Annotated in this window: 14 protein-coding genes; 12 read left to right on the top strand and 2 right to left on the bottom strand. The window is 58.0% G+C overall.

The window, feature by feature from the left end; genetic code table 11:
- Positions 1 to 47: 47 nt before the first annotated feature.
- From Thiofri_RS06575 to Thiofri_RS06590, 4 genes are all read left to right on the top strand, one after another.
- The gene (locus Thiofri_RS06575; protein WP_190275867.1) at positions 48 to 1,883 is read left to right on the top strand and encodes an O-linked N-acetylglucosamine transferase, SPINDLY family protein; all 1,836 of its coding nucleotides are present in this window, start codon (positions 48 to 50) and stop codon (positions 1,881 to 1,883) included.
- A gap of 54 nt (positions 1,884 to 1,937) precedes the next feature.
- A complete protein-coding gene (locus Thiofri_RS06580) occupies positions 1,938 to 2,624 on the top strand; it encodes a class I SAM-dependent methyltransferase (RefSeq protein WP_009150913.1) in 687 nt (228 codons plus the stop codon).
- Positions 2,625 to 3,160: 536 nt separating this feature from the next.
- Positions 3,161 to 4,063: a tetratricopeptide repeat protein gene (locus Thiofri_RS06585; RefSeq protein WP_190275868.1), complete on the top strand. Its 903-nt coding sequence runs from the start codon at positions 3,161 to 3,163 to the stop codon at positions 4,061 to 4,063.
- A gap of 144 nt (positions 4,064 to 4,207) precedes the next feature.
- The gene (locus Thiofri_RS06590) at positions 4,208 to 6,175 is read left to right on the top strand and encodes a tetratricopeptide repeat protein (protein ID WP_009150915.1); all 1,968 of its coding nucleotides are present in this window, start codon (positions 4,208 to 4,210) and stop codon (positions 6,173 to 6,175) included.
- A gap of 3 nt (positions 6,176 to 6,178) precedes the next feature.
- Here the strand turns inward: Thiofri_RS06590 and Thiofri_RS06595 are convergent, their stop codons facing one another.
- Entirely contained in the window at positions 6,179 to 7,279 is a 1,101-nt protein-coding gene (locus tag Thiofri_RS06595; protein ID WP_009150916.1) for an SET domain-containing protein, read from the bottom strand.
- Positions 7,280 to 7,396: 117 nt separating this feature from the next.
- On the opposite strand from Thiofri_RS06595, the gene Thiofri_RS06600 reads away from it, so the two are divergent.
- The 8 genes from Thiofri_RS06600 (at position 7,397) to Thiofri_RS06635 (ending at position 20,176) form a co-directional block, all read left to right on the top strand.
- Entirely contained in the window at positions 7,397 to 10,207 is a 2,811-nt protein-coding gene (locus Thiofri_RS06600; protein WP_009150917.1) for an FkbM family methyltransferase, read from the top strand.
- Between the two features lie 6 nt (positions 10,208 to 10,213).
- On the top strand, positions 10,214 to 13,081 hold the full coding sequence (locus tag Thiofri_RS06605) for a tetratricopeptide repeat protein (protein WP_009150918.1): 2,868 nt from the start codon (positions 10,214 to 10,216) through the stop codon (positions 13,079 to 13,081).
- The gene (locus tag Thiofri_RS06610; RefSeq protein WP_009150919.1) at positions 13,081 to 15,825 is read left to right on the top strand and encodes a tetratricopeptide repeat protein; all 2,745 of its coding nucleotides are present in this window, start codon (positions 13,081 to 13,083) and stop codon (positions 15,823 to 15,825) included. Before Thiofri_RS06605 ends, Thiofri_RS06610 begins: the two co-directional genes overlap by 1 nt.
- A gap of 119 nt (positions 15,826 to 15,944) precedes the next feature.
- Positions 15,945 to 17,207 (top strand): flagellin N-terminal helical domain-containing protein, encoded by a 1,263-nt coding sequence (locus Thiofri_RS06615; RefSeq protein WP_009150920.1) that lies wholly within the window; start codon positions 15,945 to 15,947, stop codon positions 17,205 to 17,207.
- 302 nt (positions 17,208 to 17,509) lie between these two features.
- Complete coding sequence (locus Thiofri_RS06620) at positions 17,510 to 17,851, top strand: flagellar protein FlaG (RefSeq protein WP_083848608.1); 342 nt, start codon at positions 17,510 to 17,512, stop codon at positions 17,849 to 17,851.
- Positions 17,852 to 17,940: 89 nt separating this feature from the next.
- Positions 17,941 to 19,344 carry a flagellar filament capping protein FliD gene (fliD, locus tag Thiofri_RS06625; RefSeq protein WP_009150922.1) on the top strand — a complete coding sequence of 468 codons (1,404 nt, stop codon included), beginning with the start codon at positions 17,941 to 17,943 and terminating at the stop codon, positions 19,342 to 19,344.
- A 20-nt stretch (positions 19,345 to 19,364) separates the two neighbouring features.
- Positions 19,365 to 19,775 (top strand): flagellar export chaperone FliS, encoded by a 411-nt coding sequence (fliS, locus tag Thiofri_RS06630; RefSeq protein ID WP_009150923.1) that lies wholly within the window; start codon positions 19,365 to 19,367, stop codon positions 19,773 to 19,775.
- Positions 19,776 to 19,840: 65 nt separating this feature from the next.
- Positions 19,841 to 20,176: a hypothetical protein gene (locus Thiofri_RS06635; RefSeq protein ID WP_009150924.1), complete on the top strand. Its 336-nt coding sequence runs from the start codon at positions 19,841 to 19,843 to the stop codon at positions 20,174 to 20,176.
- Between the two features lie 75 nt (positions 20,177 to 20,251).
- Here the strand turns inward: Thiofri_RS06635 and Thiofri_RS06640 are convergent, their stop codons facing one another.
- Entirely contained in the window at positions 20,252 to 22,447 is a 2,196-nt protein-coding gene (locus Thiofri_RS06640; RefSeq protein WP_009150925.1) for an O-linked N-acetylglucosamine transferase, SPINDLY family protein, read from the bottom strand.
- Between the last annotated feature and the right edge of the window lie 53 nt (positions 22,448 to 22,500).

Raw genomic sequence — 22,500 nt, forward strand, 5'->3', positions numbered from 1 at the left:
AGGCGGCATTTAACAACGAACAAAATTCTTTCCAGGCACATGACGTCATGAGCGCGCCCGCGGCGCAAGATGCCCCCCCTCACGGCGCCCCCCAGACTGAAGCGCGGGGTAGCCTACGCGCGCTTTTCCATCAGGGAGACCAACAGCAGCTCCGCGCCGCCGCCGAGCACTATGTCACACAATGGCCTAACTGCCCAACCGGCTGGACCATTCTCGCCAAAGCGCGCGAGCGCGACCGCGACTGGAACGCCGCTGCCACGGCCGCCCAACAACTCTGCGCGCGCGATCCACAATCAGCCTGGCACTGGTCCTACCTCGGCCTCCTGCTCAAGCGCGCCGGCCGACTGGCCGAGGCCGAGCAGGCTTTGCGCGAAGCGCTGGAACGCGCCCCCGAGGAACCAGAAACCCTCAATCTGCTCGGCATCGTGCAGATCATGCAGGGCCAGCCCGGCGCGGCCGAAACCACCCTGCGCCAGGCGCTCAAGAGCGCTCCAGAGCTGGCCGAAGCCTGGAACAACCTTGGCACCGCCCTGCGCGACCTCGACCGATTGGACGAAAGCATGCTCGCCTTTCGCCAAGCAGTGGCCCTGGCTCCCGACAACGGCCGCGCGCGCAGCAATCTCTTGTTCTCGCAGGCGTTCACCGCGGCCCTGACACCAGAGCGCCAGCGCCAAGAAGCGCAACTGTGGGAACGCGAAGTCCTGACCCCTAATGAACGGGCCGAGGCACGCCAGCGGCAATTCTCCCACCGGCCGCGGCGCGATCAACGCCTGCGCCTGGGGCTGCTGTCGGCGGAATTCGGCCACCATCCCGTCGGCCATTTTCTTCTGAGCTGGCTGCGCGCCCTTGATCGCGAGCGCTTCGTCATCTACTGCTACCCCAGCCACGAACGCCAGGAGCCAGAGTCCCAGCGCTTTCGCGACCTGGCCGATGTCTGGTCGCCCATCGACAACCTGAGCGACGCCCAGGCGGCCGAACGCATGCGGGCTGACGGGATCGATGTGCTGATCGAGACCAGCGGCCATACCGAGAACAACCGCCTCGGCGTCATCGCGCGGCGCGCGGCGCCGGTGCAATGCCATTACATCGGCTACTTCGCCACCACCGGCCTCACCGAGATGGATTATTTCATCGGGGACCCCGTGCTCATCCCGCCCGAGCACGACAGCCACTTTACCGAGCAGGTCTGGCGCCTGCCGCGCACCCGCTATGCCTACGAGCCCCTGCAACAGGCCCCAGAGCCCCGCTGGCAGCCGGATCGGCACGGGCAGCTGCGCCTCGGCAGCTTCAATAACCTGACCAAGGTCCGCCACGAAAGCCTGGTGCTGTGGAGTCAGGTGCTGCGTGCACTTCCCCAAGCCCGCCTGATCCTGAAAGACAAACGCGCCCTCGACCACAGCGTCCAAGCGCGGATTCTCGGCCCCCTGCGGGAACAAGGCATTCACCCAGACCGGGTCGAATTTCGCGGCGCCTCCGCCGCCTGGTCCGACCACATGGACGCCTACAACGACACCGACATCGCGCTCGACTCCCTGCCATTCAACAGCGCCACCACCGGTTTCGACGCCCTCTGGATGGGCACGCCCCTGATCACCCTGACCGGCGACCGCCTCGCCGGCCGCCAAGCCGCCTCCCTGCTCAGCGGCCTCGGGCGCACGGAGTGGATCGCGCGCGACGCCGATGAATTCGTGGCCATCGTGACCGGTCTCGCCCAAGATCCCGCGCGGGGGCAGCGCCTTCGCGAAATCCAGCGCGCCCAGATGCGCCAAAGCGAGCTATGCGATGGTGAAGGTCTAGCCCGCGCCTTGGAGCGGAGCATCGAGGAAATGCTTGAGTTGCGACCTTGGCGGATGGAAGTTGCCGCGCGCCGACGGTCTGAATGATCTATCTTTAAGGCGAGTCTGAGAGAAGGCCGTGGTCCTGACAGGTAACGCAGAATGATTCGGCAGACACTTTTTCGCGGCGAAGATCCGTATCGCGGCTTGTCGGTGGATCAGTCCTTGGTCGACATGGAGGGGTGGGGGTCCGACCATCCACTACTGACCTACGCCATTGATCAGCTGCGCCCCCCTTTAATCATCGAGGTAGGAAGTTGGAAGGGTCGCTCTGCCATAAATATGGCCAAGTGCTTGAAAGTGCTAGGGATACCAGGCGAGATTCTGTGCATTGATACCTGGCTAGGCTCTCCAGAACATTGGATGTTGGACTCATGGTATCAGTCGCTGAAAGTGACCAATGGCCGCCCCACAATCTACCATACATTTATCAATAATGTTATGGCTAACAATTGTTCAGACATTATTACACCCGTTTCCCTTACCAGTGATGGCGCCTATTATTTGTTGAAAAACCTTGAAGTGACCGCCAAGCTGATTTATATCGACGCTGGCCATGAGTATGAATCAGTAAAAAACGATATTGAACATTATTGGGAAATCCTTGACCCCAAGGGGGTCATGATTTTAGACGATTATCTCGGATGGCCGGGCGTGACGCGGGCAGTTAATGAATTTGGTGTGAAGAACGATATTCATCCATATGGTGAGCCGGGTAAAGCCGTCTTATCCAAGGATAGCCAATTTTTAATTACGACGAAATTAATGGCTATCACGCAGGCGCCTTAGTCTGGACAGCCGCTTTGAAGCTGGCTTACTCAAAAAATACGAGGTTCACCTAAAAGATCGGAAAAGATGTTGCCACAAGTATGAAATTTAGCGTAACAACTGAGTACGATCTGGGGGACCGAGGAGTTCTGCTCATACCTGTGGGTCGAGGAGGGCTTAGTTATTGCGCGCGATGCCTGATTGATGGATGGCCCACAAGCATTCCTTTAAGCTACCCGTGCAACCGAAAGCATTTGAGCACTATATTCCGGTGCGTCTCGATAATCCAGCCAGGGTAGTAAAATTCCTGGTCGAATGTCCAGATGAGGTTGGGACGATCGGGAGGCAAGGGAGACAAGGGAGGCAATTCGCACTCCAACATTATAGCCCATCCGCGTCAGCAACGAGGCTTCTCGATTGGATTGTTTGAAGGATAAACCTGTGTCGGAGAATGCTTCAAGGATATGCACTGATTTGTCATTGTGGCTGGCGTTATAGCGACGGGTAATCAGGAGTTTCTTATGAATCAAGGTGGATCGCATTATGAGCTAGTGCGAGTGAGCTTGCAGGCTAACCGTTTTGCAAAGGCCGAGGCGAGGTGCCGCTCGCTGCTGCAAAGCCATCCCGATGACCATCAGGCGCTTTATTATCTAGGGATTGCCATGCTCGGACAGGGACGCTTGACCGAGGCGCTCGAGAACTTGCAACACGCACTTCGTTTCGCGCCGGCAAATGGCGACTACTGGCTTAAGCTAACCGAGGTATTGCTTGAACTGGAACGTCCGGCCGAGGCGCTGGATATCCTTGACGATTTGATCGGCAAAGGGCTTGATTGGCCAAGCGCGCTAGACCTCAAGACAAGAGCGGAACAGGCACTTAGGCAAGTCTCCGAGAGGGAGATAGCAAGGGAGCAAGCTATCCAAGATGCCCGGGATGGTCCAGCGTCAAATCTCTGCGTCGGGGGGACCGAGGCAAAGCCTGGTTGGCTGATCTTGAATATTCAACCAGGACCAGATGTGGATGAAATTGGTGACATCCGTGATTTGTCGATGTTTGCCGACCAGTGTTTTGAGGAGGTCTACGCAAGCCATGTTCTCGAGCACGTCCCGCAGCAGTTCGTCATCGAAACCTTGCAAGGCTTGTATCGTATCTTGAAGCCAAACGGTCGAGTAATGATTAGCGTGCCGGACATGGATGTTCTTTGTCGTGGCTTCTTGTCGGAAAGGTTTTCCTTCGCCGACCGTGTTGAAATCATGCGAATGATGTTCGGCGGGCAAGTGAATGAGTACGACTTTCATTTCGTTGGATTTAACTATGAAATTCTTTCTCGGCTGTTGACGGCAGCGGGTTTTTCTCGGGTTCGCCGAGTGGAGCGTTTTGGGCTATTTCTGGATACGAGTGATTGCGCTCCTTATGGAGAGCCGATAAGCCTTAATTTGATCGCGTTCCGGGAAGCATGAAGCATGCGTTGTCCTGATTTAATGGAGCGTTTAGATGGTCAGGGACGAGAAAACTAGCTTGGGATTCTTGCGAGCTTTTGGAATCAATGGATAGCAAGACCTTATTGTCCGGGCGTAAGCGCGGCAGCTAAACGGTGTTTTGGTTTGTCTACGGCAAGCGAGCCCCTTTCCGCTGAATGCGACCTGTCGTCGCCGGAGCAGGCTGTTTCCATCGCCACGGCTTTTACCAAGCGTAACCCGGAACTTCCGTCGGGCTGGTCGATCCTGGCGGAAAGTCTCTGTCGTGCCGGGGATCATGAGGCGGCTGCTCTAGCGGCTGAGGAGGCTGCCCGCCTAAGTCCAGATAGCGCGTCCGCTCACTCGAACCTCGGGGTCATGCTGAAGAAACTCGGACGCCTCACCGAAGCAGAGTCAGCGTTGCACCGCGCGCTTCAGTGTGATCCTGAGTTTCCTGCCGCCTACGTCAATCTCGGTGGGGTGTTGCGCGAACTGGGGCGCTATACGGAGGCCGAGGCGGTCTGTCGCCGTGCGATTGACCTCGCCCCGGGAATGATCGAGGCGCTTTATCTTTTGGGAAACATCTACCGAGCAACCGCGCGAGAGAAAGAAGCCGAGGCACTTTACCGCGAGGTGATCGCGCGGGCATCAAACAATGGCCAGGCTCATTCGAGTCTAGGTCTCTTGCTCATGGATCAAGGTCGCCTTAGCGAGGCTGAGCCGATCTTGCGTCGGGCCAGTGAGCTTCGTCCTAATGATCCGCTGACCCATGCCCGCCTGGGTATCCTGCTCGCGAAACTCGACTGGACGGAGGCCGCTGAAAAGGCATCTCGAGCTGCTCTCGCGATCGATCCAAGCTGCGGAGCGGCATTTATCAATCTATTACACGTACTTGCGTATTCCAAATCGGGTAGTGGCGAGGCACTTTGCCAAGAGGCTCGGAAATGGTGTCAAGCCACTCTTGCCGTGGGTGCGGACCCTCAAGCAAGAAAGCAGATCACTACCCATGCACGGGCTTCAGCCCGTCCGCTGCGGGTTGGTATTCTGTCGGCGGAATTTGGTTCCCATGTGGTGGCGTGTTTTTTGAACTCCTGGTTGTGGGAGATCGATCCGAACCGCATTGAATTGCAGCTATATCCTGCTGTAATACGAAACGACCCCGATGCGGAGATGTTTCAGCGCCGCGCACTGTCGTGGACGCCGCTTGTCGGCTTGACTGACGACGAGGCCGCTGAGCGATTGCGTGCCGCCCAACTCGATGTTCTGGTCGAAACAAGTGGTCATACGGAAGGTAACCGTCTTGGCGTGTTAGCCAGGCGCGTTGCTCCCGTGCAATGTCATTATATTGGCTATTTTGCCAGCACCGGCTTGAATGCCATGGACTATTTCATGACTGACGAGATACTCATTCCGCCGTGGCACGATAGTCATTTTGTCGAGCAGGTTTGGCGTCTGCCGCGCACGCGCTACGCCTACGACCCCCTTATAGAAGCTCCGGCGCCTGCGTGGCATCAGGACCAAAACGGCCGACTAAGGCTAGGTAGCTTTAATAATCTGGCGAAGGTGGGCGAGCAGACCCTTGCGTTGTGGTCCCGTGTCATGCGAGCGCTTCCTGAATCCATGCTAATACTTAAAGGCCGCGGGGCAGAGGATGCCGCCGTCCAAACGCGGATTCTCGAGACCTTGCGGGGCCATGGTATCGAGGGGGCCCGGCTTGAGTTCTGGCCCTATACACCCTCCCGGAGTGAGCATCTGGCGCTCTACAACCAGATCGACCTCGCACTTGATACAATCCCGTTTAACAGTGCCACTACTGCTTGCGACGCGCTTTGGATGGGCACGCCGCTGGTGACTGTGCTTGGCGGTCAGCTTGCCGGTCGTCAAGCGGCTTCTATTCTAACCGGGTTGGGCCGGCCGGAGTGGATTGCACGGAATAATGATGAGTTTGTGGATGTCGTTGCATCCCTAGCAAGCGATATACCGCTGCGATGGCACCTGAGGGAATCTCTTCGTGCCCAGATGGAAACGAGCGAGTTGTGTGACGGCAGAAGTCTTGCAAGGGCACTTGAGGACAGTTTTGAGGCGATGGCAAGACAACAAAATGCAGGCAAATAAGCCCTACGAAATGTGTTGCTGGGAAAGTACCCGCAGATGCTCGTCCAAGGCAAGCCTAACTAACTGGCCAGCTGCTGTGTCGACACCCTGGCAAAGATGCCTAATCTCGCGCATGATGGCCCAATTATGGCGGACGATTTGGGAGAAAACACTAAAGGCGTTGCCTCGGCCGAGTGACTCCCAGGCGATTTTGAAACTTTCAAATGGGCTTTCCGGTCGCTCGACCGCCCCGAGCCATAGGTTCGAGAAATGCACGGTTTGCCCTTCCCGTTCGGTTTTTGGGATGCGCAGGCCGTTCTCATGAGGTTCATAATCCTCGGCTCGGCGAGCGATGACAAGACGGCAGCCATCTGGCAAGCGAAGCTGTGCGCTGACCGAAAACGCATAGTGAGAAGGGCCGGTAAACAGATAACCATCAAGGAGGCCCCATGGATCGGAGTGGTTGTATTTTGCGAAAACCTCACGGCTCGGAGAGCATAGTCCGCTCACCGTTAAGCCGGCATCTCCCACTTGGAAAGTCAAGCCCTCGGAATCATGATTGATGAAGTCGATAAAGGGCATGAGAACGAACGTCTGATTCTTGTCTTTGAGAACGCGCTCCTTTAAAAGATGGTACTTCAGTTCTTTGTCCTTGGGTGCTAGGATTTCTGAATGAGAGCCGGACCGATCTTCTTGTAACGCAGCGAGTGATTTTGAAACGAGCGAATTTGGATTTTCTTGTGCGCAAAGCGCAGGGGTTAAGCCGGAGTTGGCCAAAGTATATTTAAGTGTCGGTGGTAACCGATTAAATTCGCGTAAAAGCTGTCGTCTCTTGGTAAGGCGTCCTGGGCTCAGAATAAAGCCGAGCATATCGTCGATCAACGCCCGCCAAACACCGTTGGAGCAGGAGCTAGGTATAACCTGGTGAGCATCATCGGTTAGTTTGACGTCATCGAGGTTAACGAGTAGCTTTGCGGGTACGTGCAAAAATATCCGTTCGGAAGGGCGCTCGGCTACGACCCGGACGCCATTGTCGTCAGCAATGAAGTCGACATTTTTAAATACACATCCATGATTTGTTGCAATTGTTTTCCAGACTGCAAAACGATGGCGAAAATCAATCATTGTAGTAAGCCAGAGAGTCGTAAACCTTTTGAATTATCGAATAAAGTTTGCAGTGCAAGCCATTAGCATCTAGCTTCGCAATGTTAACTTTTTCAATTCCCTATTGTAGAGCTTATCGTGAGCAATAAAAAGTATACAGAGGCATTGAAATACTTCAATCTCGGAGATGTTACGCGTGCCGAGAAAGAGTGTCAATTGGCATTGCTCGCCGATCCGGGCGATCATGCGAGTTACCATCTTTTCGCACGAATTATGTCCCGACAACAACGGTTTGTCGAGGCGCTCGGCGCGGTAGAGAACGCGCTGAAGCTTTCGCCTGTCAATGGAGAATACTGGATTGAGTTGACAGGGTGCTTGTTAGCCCTTGGTCGACCGCGGGAAGCGCTGGAAACTATTGAAGATCTGATTGCTAAAGGTTTGGATTGGTCGAGCGCAAGACAGCTTCGTGAGCGAGCCCGCAGTGCGGCCAAAGCCAAGGAAAACGCGGTTGGATCGGTCGCTAAAGGAGGAGACGTGCCGCAAGCCATGCCTTCCTGGACCTTGACCATTGCGGACGACGTAAAAATATGTGTGCCCGCCGATATTGGAAAGATGACAACCTATATTTTGCTCGAGCAAGAGGATTGGTTCGAGCAAGAGTTGCCATTCCTTCGGGATTTGGTTGAGCCCGGAATGACAATACTCGATGTTGGAGCAAATCACGGTGTTTATTGTCTCAGCCTTGCCAAACGGCTAGGTGAAAAAGGGAAGGTTATCGCCTGTGAGCCAGCGAGCGCGCCCGCGAGCATGCTCAGGCGCAGTATTTCCGTGAATGGCTTGGAAGGCGCAGTGGCATTGCTGCAAGTAGGGCTTTCTGTTCACTCGGGAGAGGCGATGCTTCAATTGAACTCCAACAGCGAGCTGAACGCTCTGATTTCACAGGAAAATGTCGGCGAAGCCCAAGAAAGAAACGTTGAAACAATCCGCGTGACAACGCTGGATGAACTGAGTGATGAATATGGTGCATCTGGCTCCGGCGCCTTCGATATCATCAAGCTTGACGCGGAAGGAGAAGAGCTCAATATCCTAAACGGCGGGCGGGATTGTTTGTCTCGCCATTCGCCATTGGTACTGTTTGAATGGAAGAGCGGGGAGGATTATCATCCGGAACTTTTTTCCGGGTTTACCGCGCTGGGGATGGACTGTTATAGATTGATTCCCGGCCTCAACGCCTTAATACCGGCTTCGGTCGAGCATCAAATTGATTCTTTTGCGTTAAATCTGTTCGCGTGCAAGCCCGAGCGCGCGCAATGGCTGCGTGTGAAAGGGAAGCTCCTAACCGCTGGTGATTTAGGTGATACAGCGGAGCCGCCAAGGTCGGGGTGGCAGTCGCGGCTTGGCCGGGCGCTTTTTTTTGCAAGAATCATCGCAAATGGGGAGGACTTTGATTTGGATGGGGCGGCGCTTTGTCGCGTGGATGAAGAGCTTAACGACTATATTCTGGCGCTCAATTCCTATTTGAGCGCGAGCGATACCGCAGAACCGCTATCGGCGCGTTGGGCATGGTTGCAGCAGTGTCTGGCTGGCGTGGAAGCCTTGGAGCATCGTGGTGATGCGCATTGGGCAACGCAACTGCTGAAAACGCGTGTGCTCTGGGATTTGGGTGAGAGAAAGCGCGCTGTCGCAACCACACATCGGCTCGTGCAACTGTTGGAAGCTGAAAACGTGCTGAGGGTGGATCGCCCGTTCGTTCCCGCGCTGCAAGAATTTGAGTATCGTGCTCCATCCGCGCCCTTGAAGGAATGGCTGGCCGCAAGTGCTTGGGAAGCGATCGAGCGATGGCAAGCTTACTCTTCCTATTTTCATCGAAACGACAAGGCGGTCATTGAGGCGGTGCGGTATCCGAACTGCAGCCCGGAGATGCTTCGCCGTGCGGTGTTGGTGAACATTATTATGAAGGACGGACCCGGCATTCCGGTTCATCTCTTCGGGCGGATTTTGCAATCGGACGCTCCGCTAAGGAATAAAGATTGGTGGGAGTATCTCCGGCAGGCAGTGACTGAGGGAACTGCGGCGCAAGCCGCGTCGGAAAGATGCGTGCTTGAGATACTCAAGGGGGTATTGACGTCTCGCATTCGGGTGCTCGATATCGGGGCGGCGATTATGGATGGAGAAATCGAGCCCTACCGGAAACTTGCGCAAGCGGGTGTGGCCGATATTGTCGGTATCGAGCCGGATGCGGAGGAATGTGCTCGTTTAAAAGCTAGCTTCCCTGATCGGCGATATGTGAAAGCATTTATTGGTAATGGAGAAAATCAGACATTCTATAAAACCTCTTGGTCAGCGACAGGGTCTTTGTATAAGCCCAACATAGCACTTTTGGATCGGTTTAACCGTTTATCTGATTTTGTCCGTCCCGCGGGAACTCAGGCGGTAAAGACGACGCGGCTGGCCGACTTGCCCGAGGCAGAAGATATTGACTTTTTGAAAATCGATGTGCAGGGCGCGGAACTATCGGTGTTTGAGGGGGCTGGGGATCGGCTTGATAATATATTGGTCATCTGGACGGAGGTCGAGTGGGTTCCGCATTATGAGAATCAACCTTTGTTTTCCGATGTTGCACGCTTTCTTGAGGGCCGGGGATTTCTTTTGCATAACATTGATTCCTCTGAATCGTTGCAGTTTAGCAAATTCGCCGAGCATGACCTGAAGGGTCCCACCCGTGGACAAATTCTTTGGTCGGATGTGATTTTTGTGCGGGATTTTATGTCCTTGGAGTCTCTTTCGACCGACAAATTGGTCAAGCTCTCGGTTCTTCTCGACGAGGTTGTGCGGGCCGAGGACTTCTGTCTCGAGGTGCTCGGCATCATCGACCAGCGCAACGGCAGCCAGCTCTCGCAGGACTACGTGAAGATGCTGAGGGAGCGGTTTGCACAAGCGCGTGGGTGATTCAGCATGGTGCTGGCTGATGCGGGACTCCCGGTGGCGGTAGTTCCCGAGTCAGCCGAAGGACATGGGGCGGTGATTGATACCAAGAACCAGCCGGCTGGGGCACAAGCGCACGCGCTCGGTCTGGAACAGCTCGCGCTAGGCAAGCTCCCATTGGCGATGGTGCTGTTCGAGCAGGCTGTGTCTGAAGACCCGGGTGCTCTGGCTTACTGGTTATCCCTGATCGAAATCCAATTGAACCTTAAGGGCGCGAAGGCGGCTTTGGATGTCGTGAATCGTGCTATTGCCGCTGTGGGTGAGGGGCATGATGGACTCAAGCGGTTGCGGGCCGCCTTGGCGGAAGTGGCCACGGTAGCCGACCGGCCAGCTTGGGAGGAGGACCTCCACGCGCTGGCGCGGGTGTTCGAGTCCGGGGAAATGCAACCTGCGTTTGAGCAAGCGGAGCAATTCACCGCGCGCTGGCCGGAGGTGGCGGCAGGTTGGAGCCTGCTTGCGCGATGTCGACAAAGCTTAAGAGATCGCCAAGGAGCCGTTGCGGCCATGGCGCGCGCCGTCACGCTCGAGCCAGGCAATGCCCGCTGGCTCACCAATCTTGGCGTGATGCAAAAAAGCGCTGGCCTCCTTGCCGATGCGCGCCTCAACCTGTGCAAGGCGATCGCGATCAACCCGCATTTACCCGAGGCGCATCTCGCGCTTGCTGGCACTGCGCGCGCCCAAGGTCGGTTAGAGGAGGCCGAGGCTTCCTATCGTCGCGCGCTTGAATTGCGGGGGGATCAAGCCGAGGCGCATCACAATCTTGGTAATTTGCTTGAGCAGCTTGGGCGTCTTGACGAGGCAGAAGCAAGTTTCTGCCGGGCTCTCAGCCTAAAGCCGACATTGGCGGTCGCGGTCTGCAATCTCGTAACCTTACTGACGGGGCAGGGTCGGCACGACGAGGCGGAGGAAGCCTTGACAACGGCGCTCGCGTCACAGCCCGACGAAGCAGCCTTGCATTTCCACCTCGGGCGCTTGCTGCTAGCTCGAGGTCGCCCCGAAGCCGCAACAGGCGCCTATGCTGAAGCACTGCGCTTGCAGCCGGATCATGCCGAGGCATGTCTAGCGCTCGCGGAGTTGGCGCTCGATCAGGGACATTTGGGCCAGGCGGAATATCACTACCGGCAAGCACTGGAGCGCTGGCCGGACCGGGCGGATATTCTCGAACCTGTGGCAGGCTTCCTCGCCGGTATCGACGCCCTGGAAGAAGCCATGACCGTGTTTCGGCGCGCATTGCAGCTCAATCCCGACCGCGCCGAGCTTTGGTTTCTCAGTGCCAATGTGGCGGAGGTCGCGGGCCAGCTTGACTTGGCGGAAGAACACTACCGCCAAGCACTCAAGCGGAATGCGAATGATGCGTCGGCCTGGACCCACCTTGGCGAATTGCTGCGCAACTTGAATCGCCGCGAAGAGGCGCTCGAGGCCCATGCCCGCGCTTTGGAAATCGATCCCGCGCTTGCCGTGGCGCAGCAGAATCTGGGCATGCTGTTAACCGATTTGACCCGCTTCGAGGAGGCGGTCGCGGCTTTTCGCGAGGCAATCCGTTGGCAGCCGAAGTTTGCCTTGGCTATGAGTAACATGCTGTTTACCATGGGCTTTGCCGTGCATTGGCCGGGCAAGACCATGCGCCATGAGGCAAGCCGCTGGGAGCAGGTGGCGCTTTCGCCGCAGGATCGGCACATGGCGAGCGCACGGCTGTTTTCAAACCCGTCGCGCATTGGTCGACCGCTGAAGTTGGGCGTGATATCCAGTGAGCTGGGCAATCATGCTGTAGCCTATTTTCTTAAGCCGTGGCTACGTGCGATGGAGCGGCGGCGTTGCACCGTGCATCTTTATCCGACCCGCTTGCGCTCGGGGCCCTGGGCGGATTCTTTCAAGTCGCTCGCTGATGCCTGGACGCCGGTTGTTGGTCTCAATGACCGGCAAATCGCCGAACGGATACGGGCCGACGGTATCGACGTGCTGATCGAAACCAGCGGTCATACAAGCAATCATCGCTTGGCTGCTGTCGCGCATCGTGCGGCGCCGGTGCAATGTCATTATATCGGCTACTTCGCTACCACTGGTCTGACCGAGATGGACTATTTTATTGGCGACTCGGTTTTTACCCCACCATGGCTGCATGCCGATTTCACCGAAGAGCTATGGGCTTTGCCTCGCAGCCGTTATGCGTTCGAGCCCCTGGCCGAGGCGCCCGCGCCAAGCTGGTGCCCCGATCCCGCGGGGCGCCTGTGGCTTGCAAGTTTCAATCAATTCGCCAAAGTGCGGGAAGAAAGCCTGGAGCTGTGGAGCGAGATCCTGCGCGCGGTGCCGCAGGCGCATTTGTTCTTGAAGGACAAAAAGGCGGCGGACCCCATGGTGCGAGAACGCATTTTGGGCACCTTGGCCCGCCATGGTATCCACGCCGATCGGGTGAAAATGGCCAGTCGCACGAACTCCTGGAGCGATCACATGGGTCTTTATAACTATGTTGACCTTGCGCTTGACCCAACCCCCTTCACGAGCGCAACCACCGGTTTTGATGCGCTGTGGATGGGGACGCCCTTGGTCACGCTGCTCGGTGATCAGCCGGCAGGCCGTCAAGCCGCTTCCTTGCTGACTGGTTTAGGACGCACCGACTGGATTGCGTGCACACAAGAAGACTATGTACGCATCGCGCTTGATCTGCTCGACGATGTCCAGCAACGTCAGCGGCTGCGCTTCAGCCTCAGGGAGCGGATGCAAGCGGGCGAGCTCTGCGATGGCGCTGGCCTGGCCGCAACTTTGCTGGAGGCGTTCGAGAGCATGTTTGATCGTTGGTATCAGCGCGCGGAAAAGTCCGGCGACCAAGGGGCCTTGTGATGAACTCATCGGCGCAAATCGAGCAGATTGAGCGCGAGCTTGCCGAGAATCCAGGCGACATCGGCTCCTGCCTCACGCTCGTCGAGGGCTATTTACATCAGGGTGATCTCAATGCCGCGCTGAGCGCACTCGAACGAACAATCGGCGTTGTGGGCGATCACCCCGGCCTGGTCGCATTGCGGCACAGTCTGCGGGACCCGGCCCAAGGCGAGTCGCCGCCACCTTGGGAACAGGATCTCGGGCGGGTGACGACGCTTGCGCAGGCTGGAGACCTCCAAGCCGCGCTCGCGTTGAACGAGCAAGTCACTCGCGGATGGCCGCAGCAAGCCGCGGGCTGGAGGTCCCTGACCGATATCTATCGCCAGCTCGGCAGACTGCCCGATGCCATCGCGGCGGCGCGCGAGGCCATCGCGCTTGCGCCTGGGGATGCCTCTGGGCACGCTAATCTGGCGTCCTTGTTGATCTCAGGCGGCGACCTCGCGCAGGCGGATGCAAGTCTAGAACGGGCGTTGCAGCTGGATTCTCACTTGGCTTCCGCGCATGCCAACCGTGCTCGGCTGCTGCGTGCCCGCGGTGAGTTGATGGAGGCCGAGGCCAGTTACCGGCGCGCATTGGAGCTCGCCCCAGAGCAGCCAAACACCCATTACAACCTCGGCAATCTGCTCGAGGAGCTCGGTCGCGTGGATGATGCCGAGCACAGCTACCGAGAGGCCTTGCGGCTTCAGCCGCGCTTTGCCGCGGCGGCAAACAACCTCGGCGCCATCCTGCACGCGGACGGTCGCCTGGAGCAAGCGCGGGAGGCTTTCGTGCAAGCGATAGCGGATGCCCCGGATTTGGCCGATGCCCACCTTAATCTTGGCATCGTGACGCGGGAGCTAAATGAACCGGAACAGGCGCGGGGTTTACTGGAACAGGCGGTGGCTTTGGACCCCGAGTGCGGCGACGCCTGGCACCAGCTGGGCTTGACGCAAGCGCGGTTGGAGGATTTCGAGAAGGCGCGCGATAGCGTCGAGCGAGCGCTGGAATTGTCCCCCGAGAACGCGGATTGCCATCTGACGCTGGCCCAAGTGCATGTCATGCTGGAGGATTATCCTTCCGCCATCGGGTGCTACCATAATGCGTTGGCGCTGACGCCAGCGCATGCGCCGACATGGGTCGCGCTGGGAAACGCCCATACCAGCCTAGAGCAGCACACCCAAGCCGAAGAGGCTTATCGCCGGGCGATCACGGCCGACCCGAGATGTGCCCAGGCGCATGCCCAGCTTGGCTTTTGTCTTAATGGCCAGCAGCGCTACCAGGAGGCGCTCGCGGCATTGGATCAAGCGCTCGCGTTGGAGCCCGATTCGGTCCTCGCGCTAGGCACCCTTGGGCGCGTGCGGATGGAGCTTGGGCAACTGGAAGCGTCCGCCGAGGCCTATCGGCGGGCCCTGGCGCGGGAGCCCGAAAACAACCGACTGCGCAGCGCCATGTTAGGGGCCATGGCCTATTCAGGGCATTGGCCACCGGAAAAGCTGTGCGCCGAGGCCGAGCAGTGGGAGCACTACTCCTTGCCACCCAAGGACCGCCAAGCCGCCCGCGAGCGAGCCTTCCAGCGGATGTCGCGCGAAGGGCGTCGGCTGCGCCTTGGGCTGCTCTCCAATGAGCTGATTGTCCATCCGGTTGCCTGTTTTTTGCGCACCTGGCTGCGGGAGCTGGACCGCAGCCGTTTTGAAGTCGTCCTCTATCCCGCGCATGGTCGCTCCGATGACTACACCGGCGAGTTCCAGGCGCTGGCCGACCACTGGCAGCCGCTCAAGGGGCTGTCGGACGCGCGCGCGGCGGATGTGCTGCTCGGTGATCAACTCGATTTGCTAATCGATACCTCCGGGCACGAAGCGGGAAATCGTCTGGGCGTCATCGCGCGCCGCGTGGCGCCGGTGCAATGCCACTATATCGGCTATTATGCAACCACTGGCCTCTCCCAGATGGATTATTTCATCGGTGACGGCGTGCTGATTCCTCCGGAGCACGCGCGGCACTTTTCCGAGAAGATCTGGCGCCTTCCGCGCAGCCGGTACGCCTATGAACCGCATGAGTCGGTGCCCGCGCCGCGCTGGTGGCCTGATCCGGGCGGTCGCTTGTGGGTCGGTAGCTTTAACAATCTATTTAAGGTGAGAGAGGAGAGCCTGGCGCTGTGGGCGCGCGTCCTGCATGCCTTGCCGCAAGCGCACTTGGCGCTCAAGGATTTCAAGGGCGCCAATCGCGTGCATCAGTTGCGCGTGCTCAAGGCCCTGGCGGCTCAGGGGATCGATGAAAGCCGCGTGGCCTTGTTGCGCGCGACGCCGTCATGGAGTGAGCATATGGCCTATTATAATCGCCTCGACATCGCACTCGACACCTTGCCTTTCAACAGCGCCACCACGGCTTTCGATGCGCTTTGGATGGGGTGCCCGCTGGTAACCCTCGCGGGCGACCGAATGGCGGGGCTGCAAGCGGCCTCCGCCCTGAGCGGGCTTGGCAGAACGCAGTGGGTTGCCCGCGACGAGGACGACTATGTGCGTATTGCCGTGGAGCTGGCGCGCGATGTCGCCGGGCGCAAGCAGATACGTGAGACCCAGCGCGCGTGCATGCAACAAGGCGAGCTTTGTGATGGCACCGGGCTTGCGCGGGCGCTTGAGGCCGCATTCGAGGCGATGTTTGCTCGCTGGTTGTGCGCATCATCAGCCAGGCATCCCGGGGGCGACAGGTCAGCGACCCGCCGTTAAAGGATTTCTGACCCGAGCCGTTAGCATCATCAGAGCGCGGCAGAGGACCGCTCAAAACAGTAGCCCGCAACAGCTTCTTCGGCACGGGCGCGTTAACGGACCAACTTAGGAGAAATACCGTGGCACAAGTTATCAACACCAACATGCAGTCGCTCAACGCGCAGCGCAACTTGGCAACCTCGCAGAAAATGCTCGGCAACACACTCGAGCGTCTGTCGACCGGTCTGCGCATCAATAGCGCCAAGGACGACGCCGCCGGTCTGGCTATTTCCGAGCGCTTCACCTCGCAGATCAAGGGCCTCAATCAGGCCATGCGCAACGCGAACGATGGCGTTTCCTTCACCCAGACCGCCGAGGCGTCACTAAGCACCATCGGCGCCAACATGCAACGCATTCGCGAACTCGCGGTGCAGTCGACCAATGCCAGTAACTCGGCGGGTGACCGCACTGCGCTGGACAACGAGGTCCAGGGCCTGCTGAAAGAAATCCAGCGTGTCGCACTCAATACAGAGTTCAACGGTAGAGCAATCCTGGATGGCTCCGACAGCGCCAATTTCTTCCAGGTTGGCTCCAATCAGGGGCAGATGATCTCTATTTCCGGCGTCAATTCCAAATTATCCGCGCTGGGCAACCAAGAAATTGAGAGCGTGGCCTCTTACACCACCGAGGAGCTCAGGCGCATGGAGTCCCAGGGTGTCACGGTCGGCTCCGTCACCATCCAGGGGCTTGGTGGTGCCGGCAAGCTGGCCTCGGGCATTTCCTTCTCCAGTGCAAGCGCGTCGAGTCTTGAAGAGGCTGTTTCTAACATCAACAAAGCCATCCAGGACGAGATCGACAAAGGCGGAACGACTGGCGAGGGGGTCGCCGATGCCAATCTCCGCGCCTTCTTGCGCGTGGGCAATGACGGCGAGACCAGTCTGGTCATCACCGGGGATCACAACACCAACACCAGCGGCGCTGGTGTGGCGCAATTCAAGGTCAGTGGTGGATCGATTGGAGCACAGACCGGGCAAGCCAGTCAGTTCGGCGAAACCAATCTCTGGGCGAGCGCAAAAACCGCCGGAGTTCAAACGCTTGAGGACCTTGACATCATGACCCGTGAGACGGCCACGGATGCCATGGGTCGGATCGATGGTGCGCTCAATCAAATCAACGCCCTGCGGGCCGAGATTGGCGCCACCCAGGTGCGCTTCGAGCAGACCATCAGCAGCCTGAGCGTGAGTTCCGACAATATGTCTGCCGCCCGCTCACGTATCCGCGATGCAGACTTTGCGGCTGAGACCGCCGAGCTCACCCGGGTGCAGATCCTTCAACAGGCTGGCATCTCGGTGCTGTCACAGGCCAACTCCTCGCCGCAGAGCGCGCTGGCGCTGCTGCAGTAACGGATGCGGTCATGGTCGGTTGAAGACGCAAGGAGCGTCTGTCAGCGGGGCCGCCGGTCTGACCGACCGGCGCGCCCTGGCGCTGACAAGAGGATAAAACCATGAATGACAGTGCACTCTCAATCACAACCAAGGCATTGCAGCCCGCCTATGGGCGCGGCGATGCTGCCAGCACGCGCGGGTACTCGACGCGGCAGGCGAGCACCCCTGCGGCCGAGGGGGCTTCACCGGTCGCCAATCAATCACCACTCCCGGCCAATGGCAACGAAAGCGCGAATGCTGTGGCGGCTGACCAGCAAGCCATGGGGGTAGCTTGGAACCAAGCGGTGAACCCCACCCAGCGCGCCGAGCAGGCAGCGAATGAGAAAGCCACGGATGAGACCGAGCAGCGCGCTTCAGTGCTGCCGCCGGAAGAGACCGAGTTGGATAAAGCTGTGGAATCCATCAACGACTTTTTGCAGCAAAGCAAGCGCGCACTGGAGTTCTCGGTGGACGAAACCAGCGGCCGGACGATCATTAAGGTAATGGATGCCGAGAAGGAGAAAGTCATCCGTCAGATTCCGCCGGAAACCGCCCTGGAGTTGATGCAAAAGCTGCGCGACGGCGACGGGATGGCGGCAACTGGACTGGCCGAGAAGGCCTGAGCTGTCGCGCCGGCCCCCATGGGGGCGCTGGCGCAATTCCGGGTGATCAAGGATCGCGGGCGTCACGGACAAGATGAGGAGAAAAAACAATGGCCATTAGCTCCCTTGGTGTGGGTTCCGGGCTGGATTTGTCCAGTCTGTTGCAGAATCTCGTGGCGGCTGAGCGGGCGCCGACGGAAAATCGTCTGAACAAGCAAGAAGCGACCCTTCAGGCGAAGATTTCCGCCTATGGCACCTTGCGCGGTGGGCTGAGTAGTCTTGAATCGCCGCTAAAGCGCCTGAGCGAGTTCGAGCCAAAGCAAAGCGTCACCAATTCTGATAAGACTGCGCTCACGGTTAAGGCCGACGCTGACGCGCCAAGTGGCAACTACAAGATCGACGTCAATCGTCTTGCGGCCGCGCAGTCACTCGCAACCAACGAAGCCGACGCGGCTTCGTTTACCGACAAGGCTGAAACCACGGTCGTCAATGAGGGCGACACCGCAACGCTCTCGCTTCAGGTTGGTTCTGGTACCGCGACCGAAATCAATCTGGATGCTAGCGAAGGTGCCCTGACGCTCGGCGATGTGCGCGACGCCATCAACGGCGCCGAGGCCGGAGTGACGGCGTCCATCATCAACGACGACAACGGCTCGCGGTTGGTGTTGACGTCTGATGAGACCGGGGCCGACAACACCATCAAGATGACCGCGAGCGGAACCTCCGGGTTCGATATTGCCCTGAGCATCGATGGCCAAGCAGCGGGTTCCGGTGCGGGTGAGATCACCCAGGTCGCCCAGGATGCCGAAGCGGTGATTAACGGCATTACCATCACCAGCAGCAGCAACTCGCTGGACGATGCAGTTGATGGGCTGAGTGTCACCCTCAACGCGGTCACGGAAAGCACCGCAAGCGTGACCGTCGCCGAGGACAAATCGTCCTTGCGCTCCCTGCTGAATGAGTTCGTCGGAGCCTACAACGAGCTGATCAACCAAACCAACTCCATGACGGCCTACAATGCCGACAATCAGCAGGGAGCGCTGCTGATGGGTGATAGCACGGTGCGTGGCATTCGCAGTATGCTTGGCAACTCCATGGTGCAATTTGGTCAGACCAACGACGGGGAGAATCTCGCGCTAGCCAATCTCGGCATCGTCTCAGGCAAGGACGGTAAGCTGAGCTTCGACCAGGACGTATTCAACGACGCAATGGACAGTTACGGTAGCGACAACATCGCTGCTGCGGTCAAGGGCTTTACTGGCAACTTTTACGACACCGTCACCTCCTTTACCGACAGCTCCGATGGCATGCTGGCTGCGCGAACCGATGGCCTGCGTACCACCATTGATGACATTGCCCAGCAACGGGAGGATCTCGACGAGCGGATGCTCTCGCTCGAGGAGCGATTGTCAGCCCAGTTCGCGGCGATGGACTCCCTTGTTGCCCAGATGAACAATACCAGCAACTATTTGGCGACCCAGCTCGGCAATCTCATCTCGGGTGGCAGCAAATAGTAGCCGTCTGGAAAGCTGGCATGTATGCTATAGAGATGAAAAAGAGTACTGACCAATACCGCCAAGCGGGTGTGCTGTCCGAAATATCGGTTGCCAGTCCGCATCGGATCATCCAGCTGCTATTCGAGGGCGCCCTTGAGCGCATCGCGGTCGGCAAGGGCGCGATGTTGCAGGGCAATATCGCCAAGAAGGGCGAACAGATCAGCAAAGCCATCAATATCATCGATGGCCTGCGCGGCGTGCTTGACCACGAAAAGGGTGGTGAGCTTGCCGAACGGCTGGATGCGCTCTACGAGTACATGTCCTATCAGTTGCTCCAGGCCAACCTTCGGGACAATCCCGACGCGCTTGATGAAGTGACGAAGCTCCTGCGGGAAGTCAAGTCCGGCTGGGATGAGATCCCGGAGGAACTTCGCAATTCAGCGGGCTAGGGCGCCTGTTGCATCACCGGCTTGTCTCCCGGCGGCCAACTTGCGGCAGGCTAAGATATCTGCCAATGAGTGCCAGTTCAGTGACAATCGATCAGCGTCTCGAGCAACTGCTTGTCAGGTTCAAGCAAGCAACTGTTGATCAGCCGGTCAGCGAACTCTCCGCGCTCGACGCCGAGTTGCGCGAGTTGCTGGACTCCGATGAATTCACCCAACAAGCGGCTGAAAGCGATGAATCACGCGATCAGCTGATTACCCTGCTTGAGTCAATCGAGCAGACCCATCGTGAACTCATCACCCGTGCCGAGAATCACAGCCGCGTAGTCGCGGACCAGCTGCAGCAGTTGCGGGAAGATCGGCGATCCGCAAACACCTATACCCACGTTCGTCGCCATTCCCTTTAGTCGCTGCGTAAAACCTGCGGCCTCCAGGCGCTGTCCCCGGTAGCGATTTATCGCCACTTGGGCACTTGGAGACCGTCATCTAGCGATCCCCGCAGAAAGATCCCACATCCCGCGAAAAGCGGTTTCCACGTCCCGCGCGAAGGTGAGGCCGTCGCAAAGGGGGGATTGCTCCACCGTCGACCGCAATGTCTCATGATACTGCCGGCGTCGCTGCGGTGCGGTCGCCAGAGAAATGGCAAGGGCGACGTACTCTTCCTCGTTTTTTGCAACCAGTCCCGGGCAGCCAATGGTGTTGAGAATGCTCGCGCTATGCCGTCCGGGCCAGGCACCACCATGCAGGGTAATGACTGGCACGCCCATCCATAGCGCCTCGGCAGTGGTAATTCCTCCGCCATAGGGGGTTGGGTCCAAGGCAATATCGACCCGATTGTAGGTCTCGAGCATTTCAGTGCGCGACGCTTTGCCTTCCAGTGTCAGGCGTTCCGCAGAAATACCATGCGCAGCAAAGCGCTCGAGGAGTTGTCGCCGGATTTCCGCATGCCGCAAAGAAGCATATCGCAAGAGGAGTCGGGTGTTTGGTGTTTCTCGCAAAATATGCGACCAGAGAGCGATGGTCGCGGGCGAAAGCTTAATGGTGTTGTTGAAGCTTCCAAAGGTCAGTTCTCTCGGATTGGCGTTTCTTTTCCTGATCGGGACGGCCGGCTCAGGCGGTCGAATGCACATATAGGAATGTGGCAGGCGCCAGAGCTGCTCGATGAACAAGTCCTTGTCTTGCTCTGGCGCGACAAACCGATCGGCCAGGACATAGTCCATCGCGCTAAGACCTGTGGTACCAACGTATCCGAGCCAAGATGCTTGCACTGGAGCCGGCTTTAGCGCAAACATCGATAACCTGTTGTCTGCCGTATGCCCTGAGAGATCAAGCAGAATATCAATGCTCTGGGCGCGAATACAGTCCGCCGCAGTCTCGTCATCAAGCCCAACCAGACTGTGCCAGCCATCGGCATGACTCTGAAGCTCCGCGCTGACCGAATCATACACAGTGCTCGTCGGAAAACAGATCACCCGGACTTCTTTTCGATCATGATTCGGCAGCAAAGGCTCCAGGAAATGGCCGACCGGATGGCGGCGAAAGTCCCCCGACACATAACCGATGCATAATGGCCGACGCTTGGGATGGGGCTTGGCACGCGCGTTTCGGGGGCTGTGGTGGCCAAAGCGCTCGCCGAACTGGCGCGCCGCCGAGAGGATTGGCCCTCTGGCGGAATTTTCGCGGTAATGCAAGGCAAGTAGTCGATTACTGTGTGTCGCCAAGTAGTTGGGATTGACTGAGATGGCGTGTGTATAGCCCGCGATGGCCTCGTCCAAGCGTTCAAGATCTTGCAAGGTCGTGGCCCGGTTGTGCAAAGCCTCCGCGTAATCGGCTCTGACTGCAAGCGCAGCATCATAAGCGGCAAGGGCTTTCGTGAACGGCCCGAGGCTTTTGCGACCAAGGCTTTGCAGGGCGCTGCCCCGATGGAAGTGCGCCTCCGCGAAATCGGGGGCGAGCTTCAGTGCGGTTTCGAAGGCGTCAACCGCTTCATGCAGTCGGCCAAGCTGCAGGAGTGTGGTCCCGCGGAAAAAGTGGCTTTCAGCAAGGTTCCCTTGAACGGAGAGCGCGGCATCGAATGCCGCCAAGGCATCCTCGGGTCTTTTTAGCGCGTCCAGACACAGACCACGACAGTGATAGGCCTTTGCATAATCCTCCCGGCATGCCAGTGCAGCGTCAAAGGCGGAGACTGCGTCCCGCTCTCGACCGCATTGCATCAAGGCTCTGCCGCGGTTGAAATGTGTTTCCGGGTGATTTGGCCGGTATCGCAGCGCTCTGTCATAGGCGTGAATCGCCTCACTAAAGCGTTTAAGCCGGTCAAAAATGATCCCGATATTTAAATACAGGTCGGCATCAGTCTGGGCTAACCCGGCCGCAGTGCGATAGTTGGCGAGCGCTTCTTCGAGTTTTCCCATGCTTTTGAGCAGCTCGCCGGCATGGGCATGATAACTGGCGTCCGTTGGATTTAGGCTGATGGCCTCGCTGATCGCATTCTCGGCGTCTGAGTACTGCTCTGCTTGATAGGCGGCTAGGCTAAGCAAATACCATGCATCCGCATGTCTCGGATGAACGCGTAGAAATTGTTGATAAAGAAGTATGGCGCCTTCTATCTCGCCACGCTGATGGTACTGTATTGCAGTGTCAAGATGTCCAGTTTCTAACTCAAATTGTTCAGTATCCATGCTTATTTATCCATGCTCATTTCGTCGCATTGATAGCTCGAGAAAATATTTCG

This window comes from Thiorhodovibrio frisius (assembly GCF_033954835.1).
In the GTDB taxonomy this organism is placed as follows: domain Bacteria; phylum Pseudomonadota; class Gammaproteobacteria; order Chromatiales; family Chromatiaceae; genus Thiorhodovibrio; species Thiorhodovibrio frisius.

Bases quoted from the DNA above. Each gene is read 5' to 3' on its own strand.
- Thiofri_RS06640 (WP_009150925.1), bottom strand. From the start codon at position 22,447: ATGGATACTGAACAATTTGAGTTAGAAACTGGACATCTTGACACTGCA.
- fliS (WP_009150923.1), top strand. From the start codon at position 19,365: ATGTATGCTATAGAGATGAAAAAGAGTACTGACCAATACCGCCAAGCG.
- Thiofri_RS06605 (WP_009150918.1), top strand. From the start codon at position 10,214: ATGGTGCTGGCTGATGCGGGACTCCCGGTGGCGGTAGTTCCCGAGTCA.
- Thiofri_RS06595 (WP_009150916.1), bottom strand. From the start codon at position 7,279: ATGATTGATTTTCGCCATCGTTTTGCAGTCTGGAAAACAATTGCAACA.
- Thiofri_RS06610 (WP_009150919.1), top strand. From the start codon at position 13,081: ATGAACTCATCGGCGCAAATCGAGCAGATTGAGCGCGAGCTTGCCGAG.
- Thiofri_RS06620 (WP_083848608.1), top strand. From the start codon at position 17,510: ATGGGGGTAGCTTGGAACCAAGCGGTGAACCCCACCCAGCGCGCCGAG.
- Thiofri_RS06635 (WP_009150924.1), top strand. From the start codon at position 19,841: ATGAGTGCCAGTTCAGTGACAATCGATCAGCGTCTCGAGCAACTGCTT.
- Thiofri_RS06580 (WP_009150913.1), top strand. From the start codon at position 1,938: ATGATTCGGCAGACACTTTTTCGCGGCGAAGATCCGTATCGCGGCTTG.
- fliD (WP_009150922.1), top strand. From the start codon at position 17,941: ATGGCCATTAGCTCCCTTGGTGTGGGTTCCGGGCTGGATTTGTCCAGT.
- Thiofri_RS06575 (WP_190275867.1), top strand. From the start codon at position 48: ATGAGCGCGCCCGCGGCGCAAGATGCCCCCCCTCACGGCGCCCCCCAG.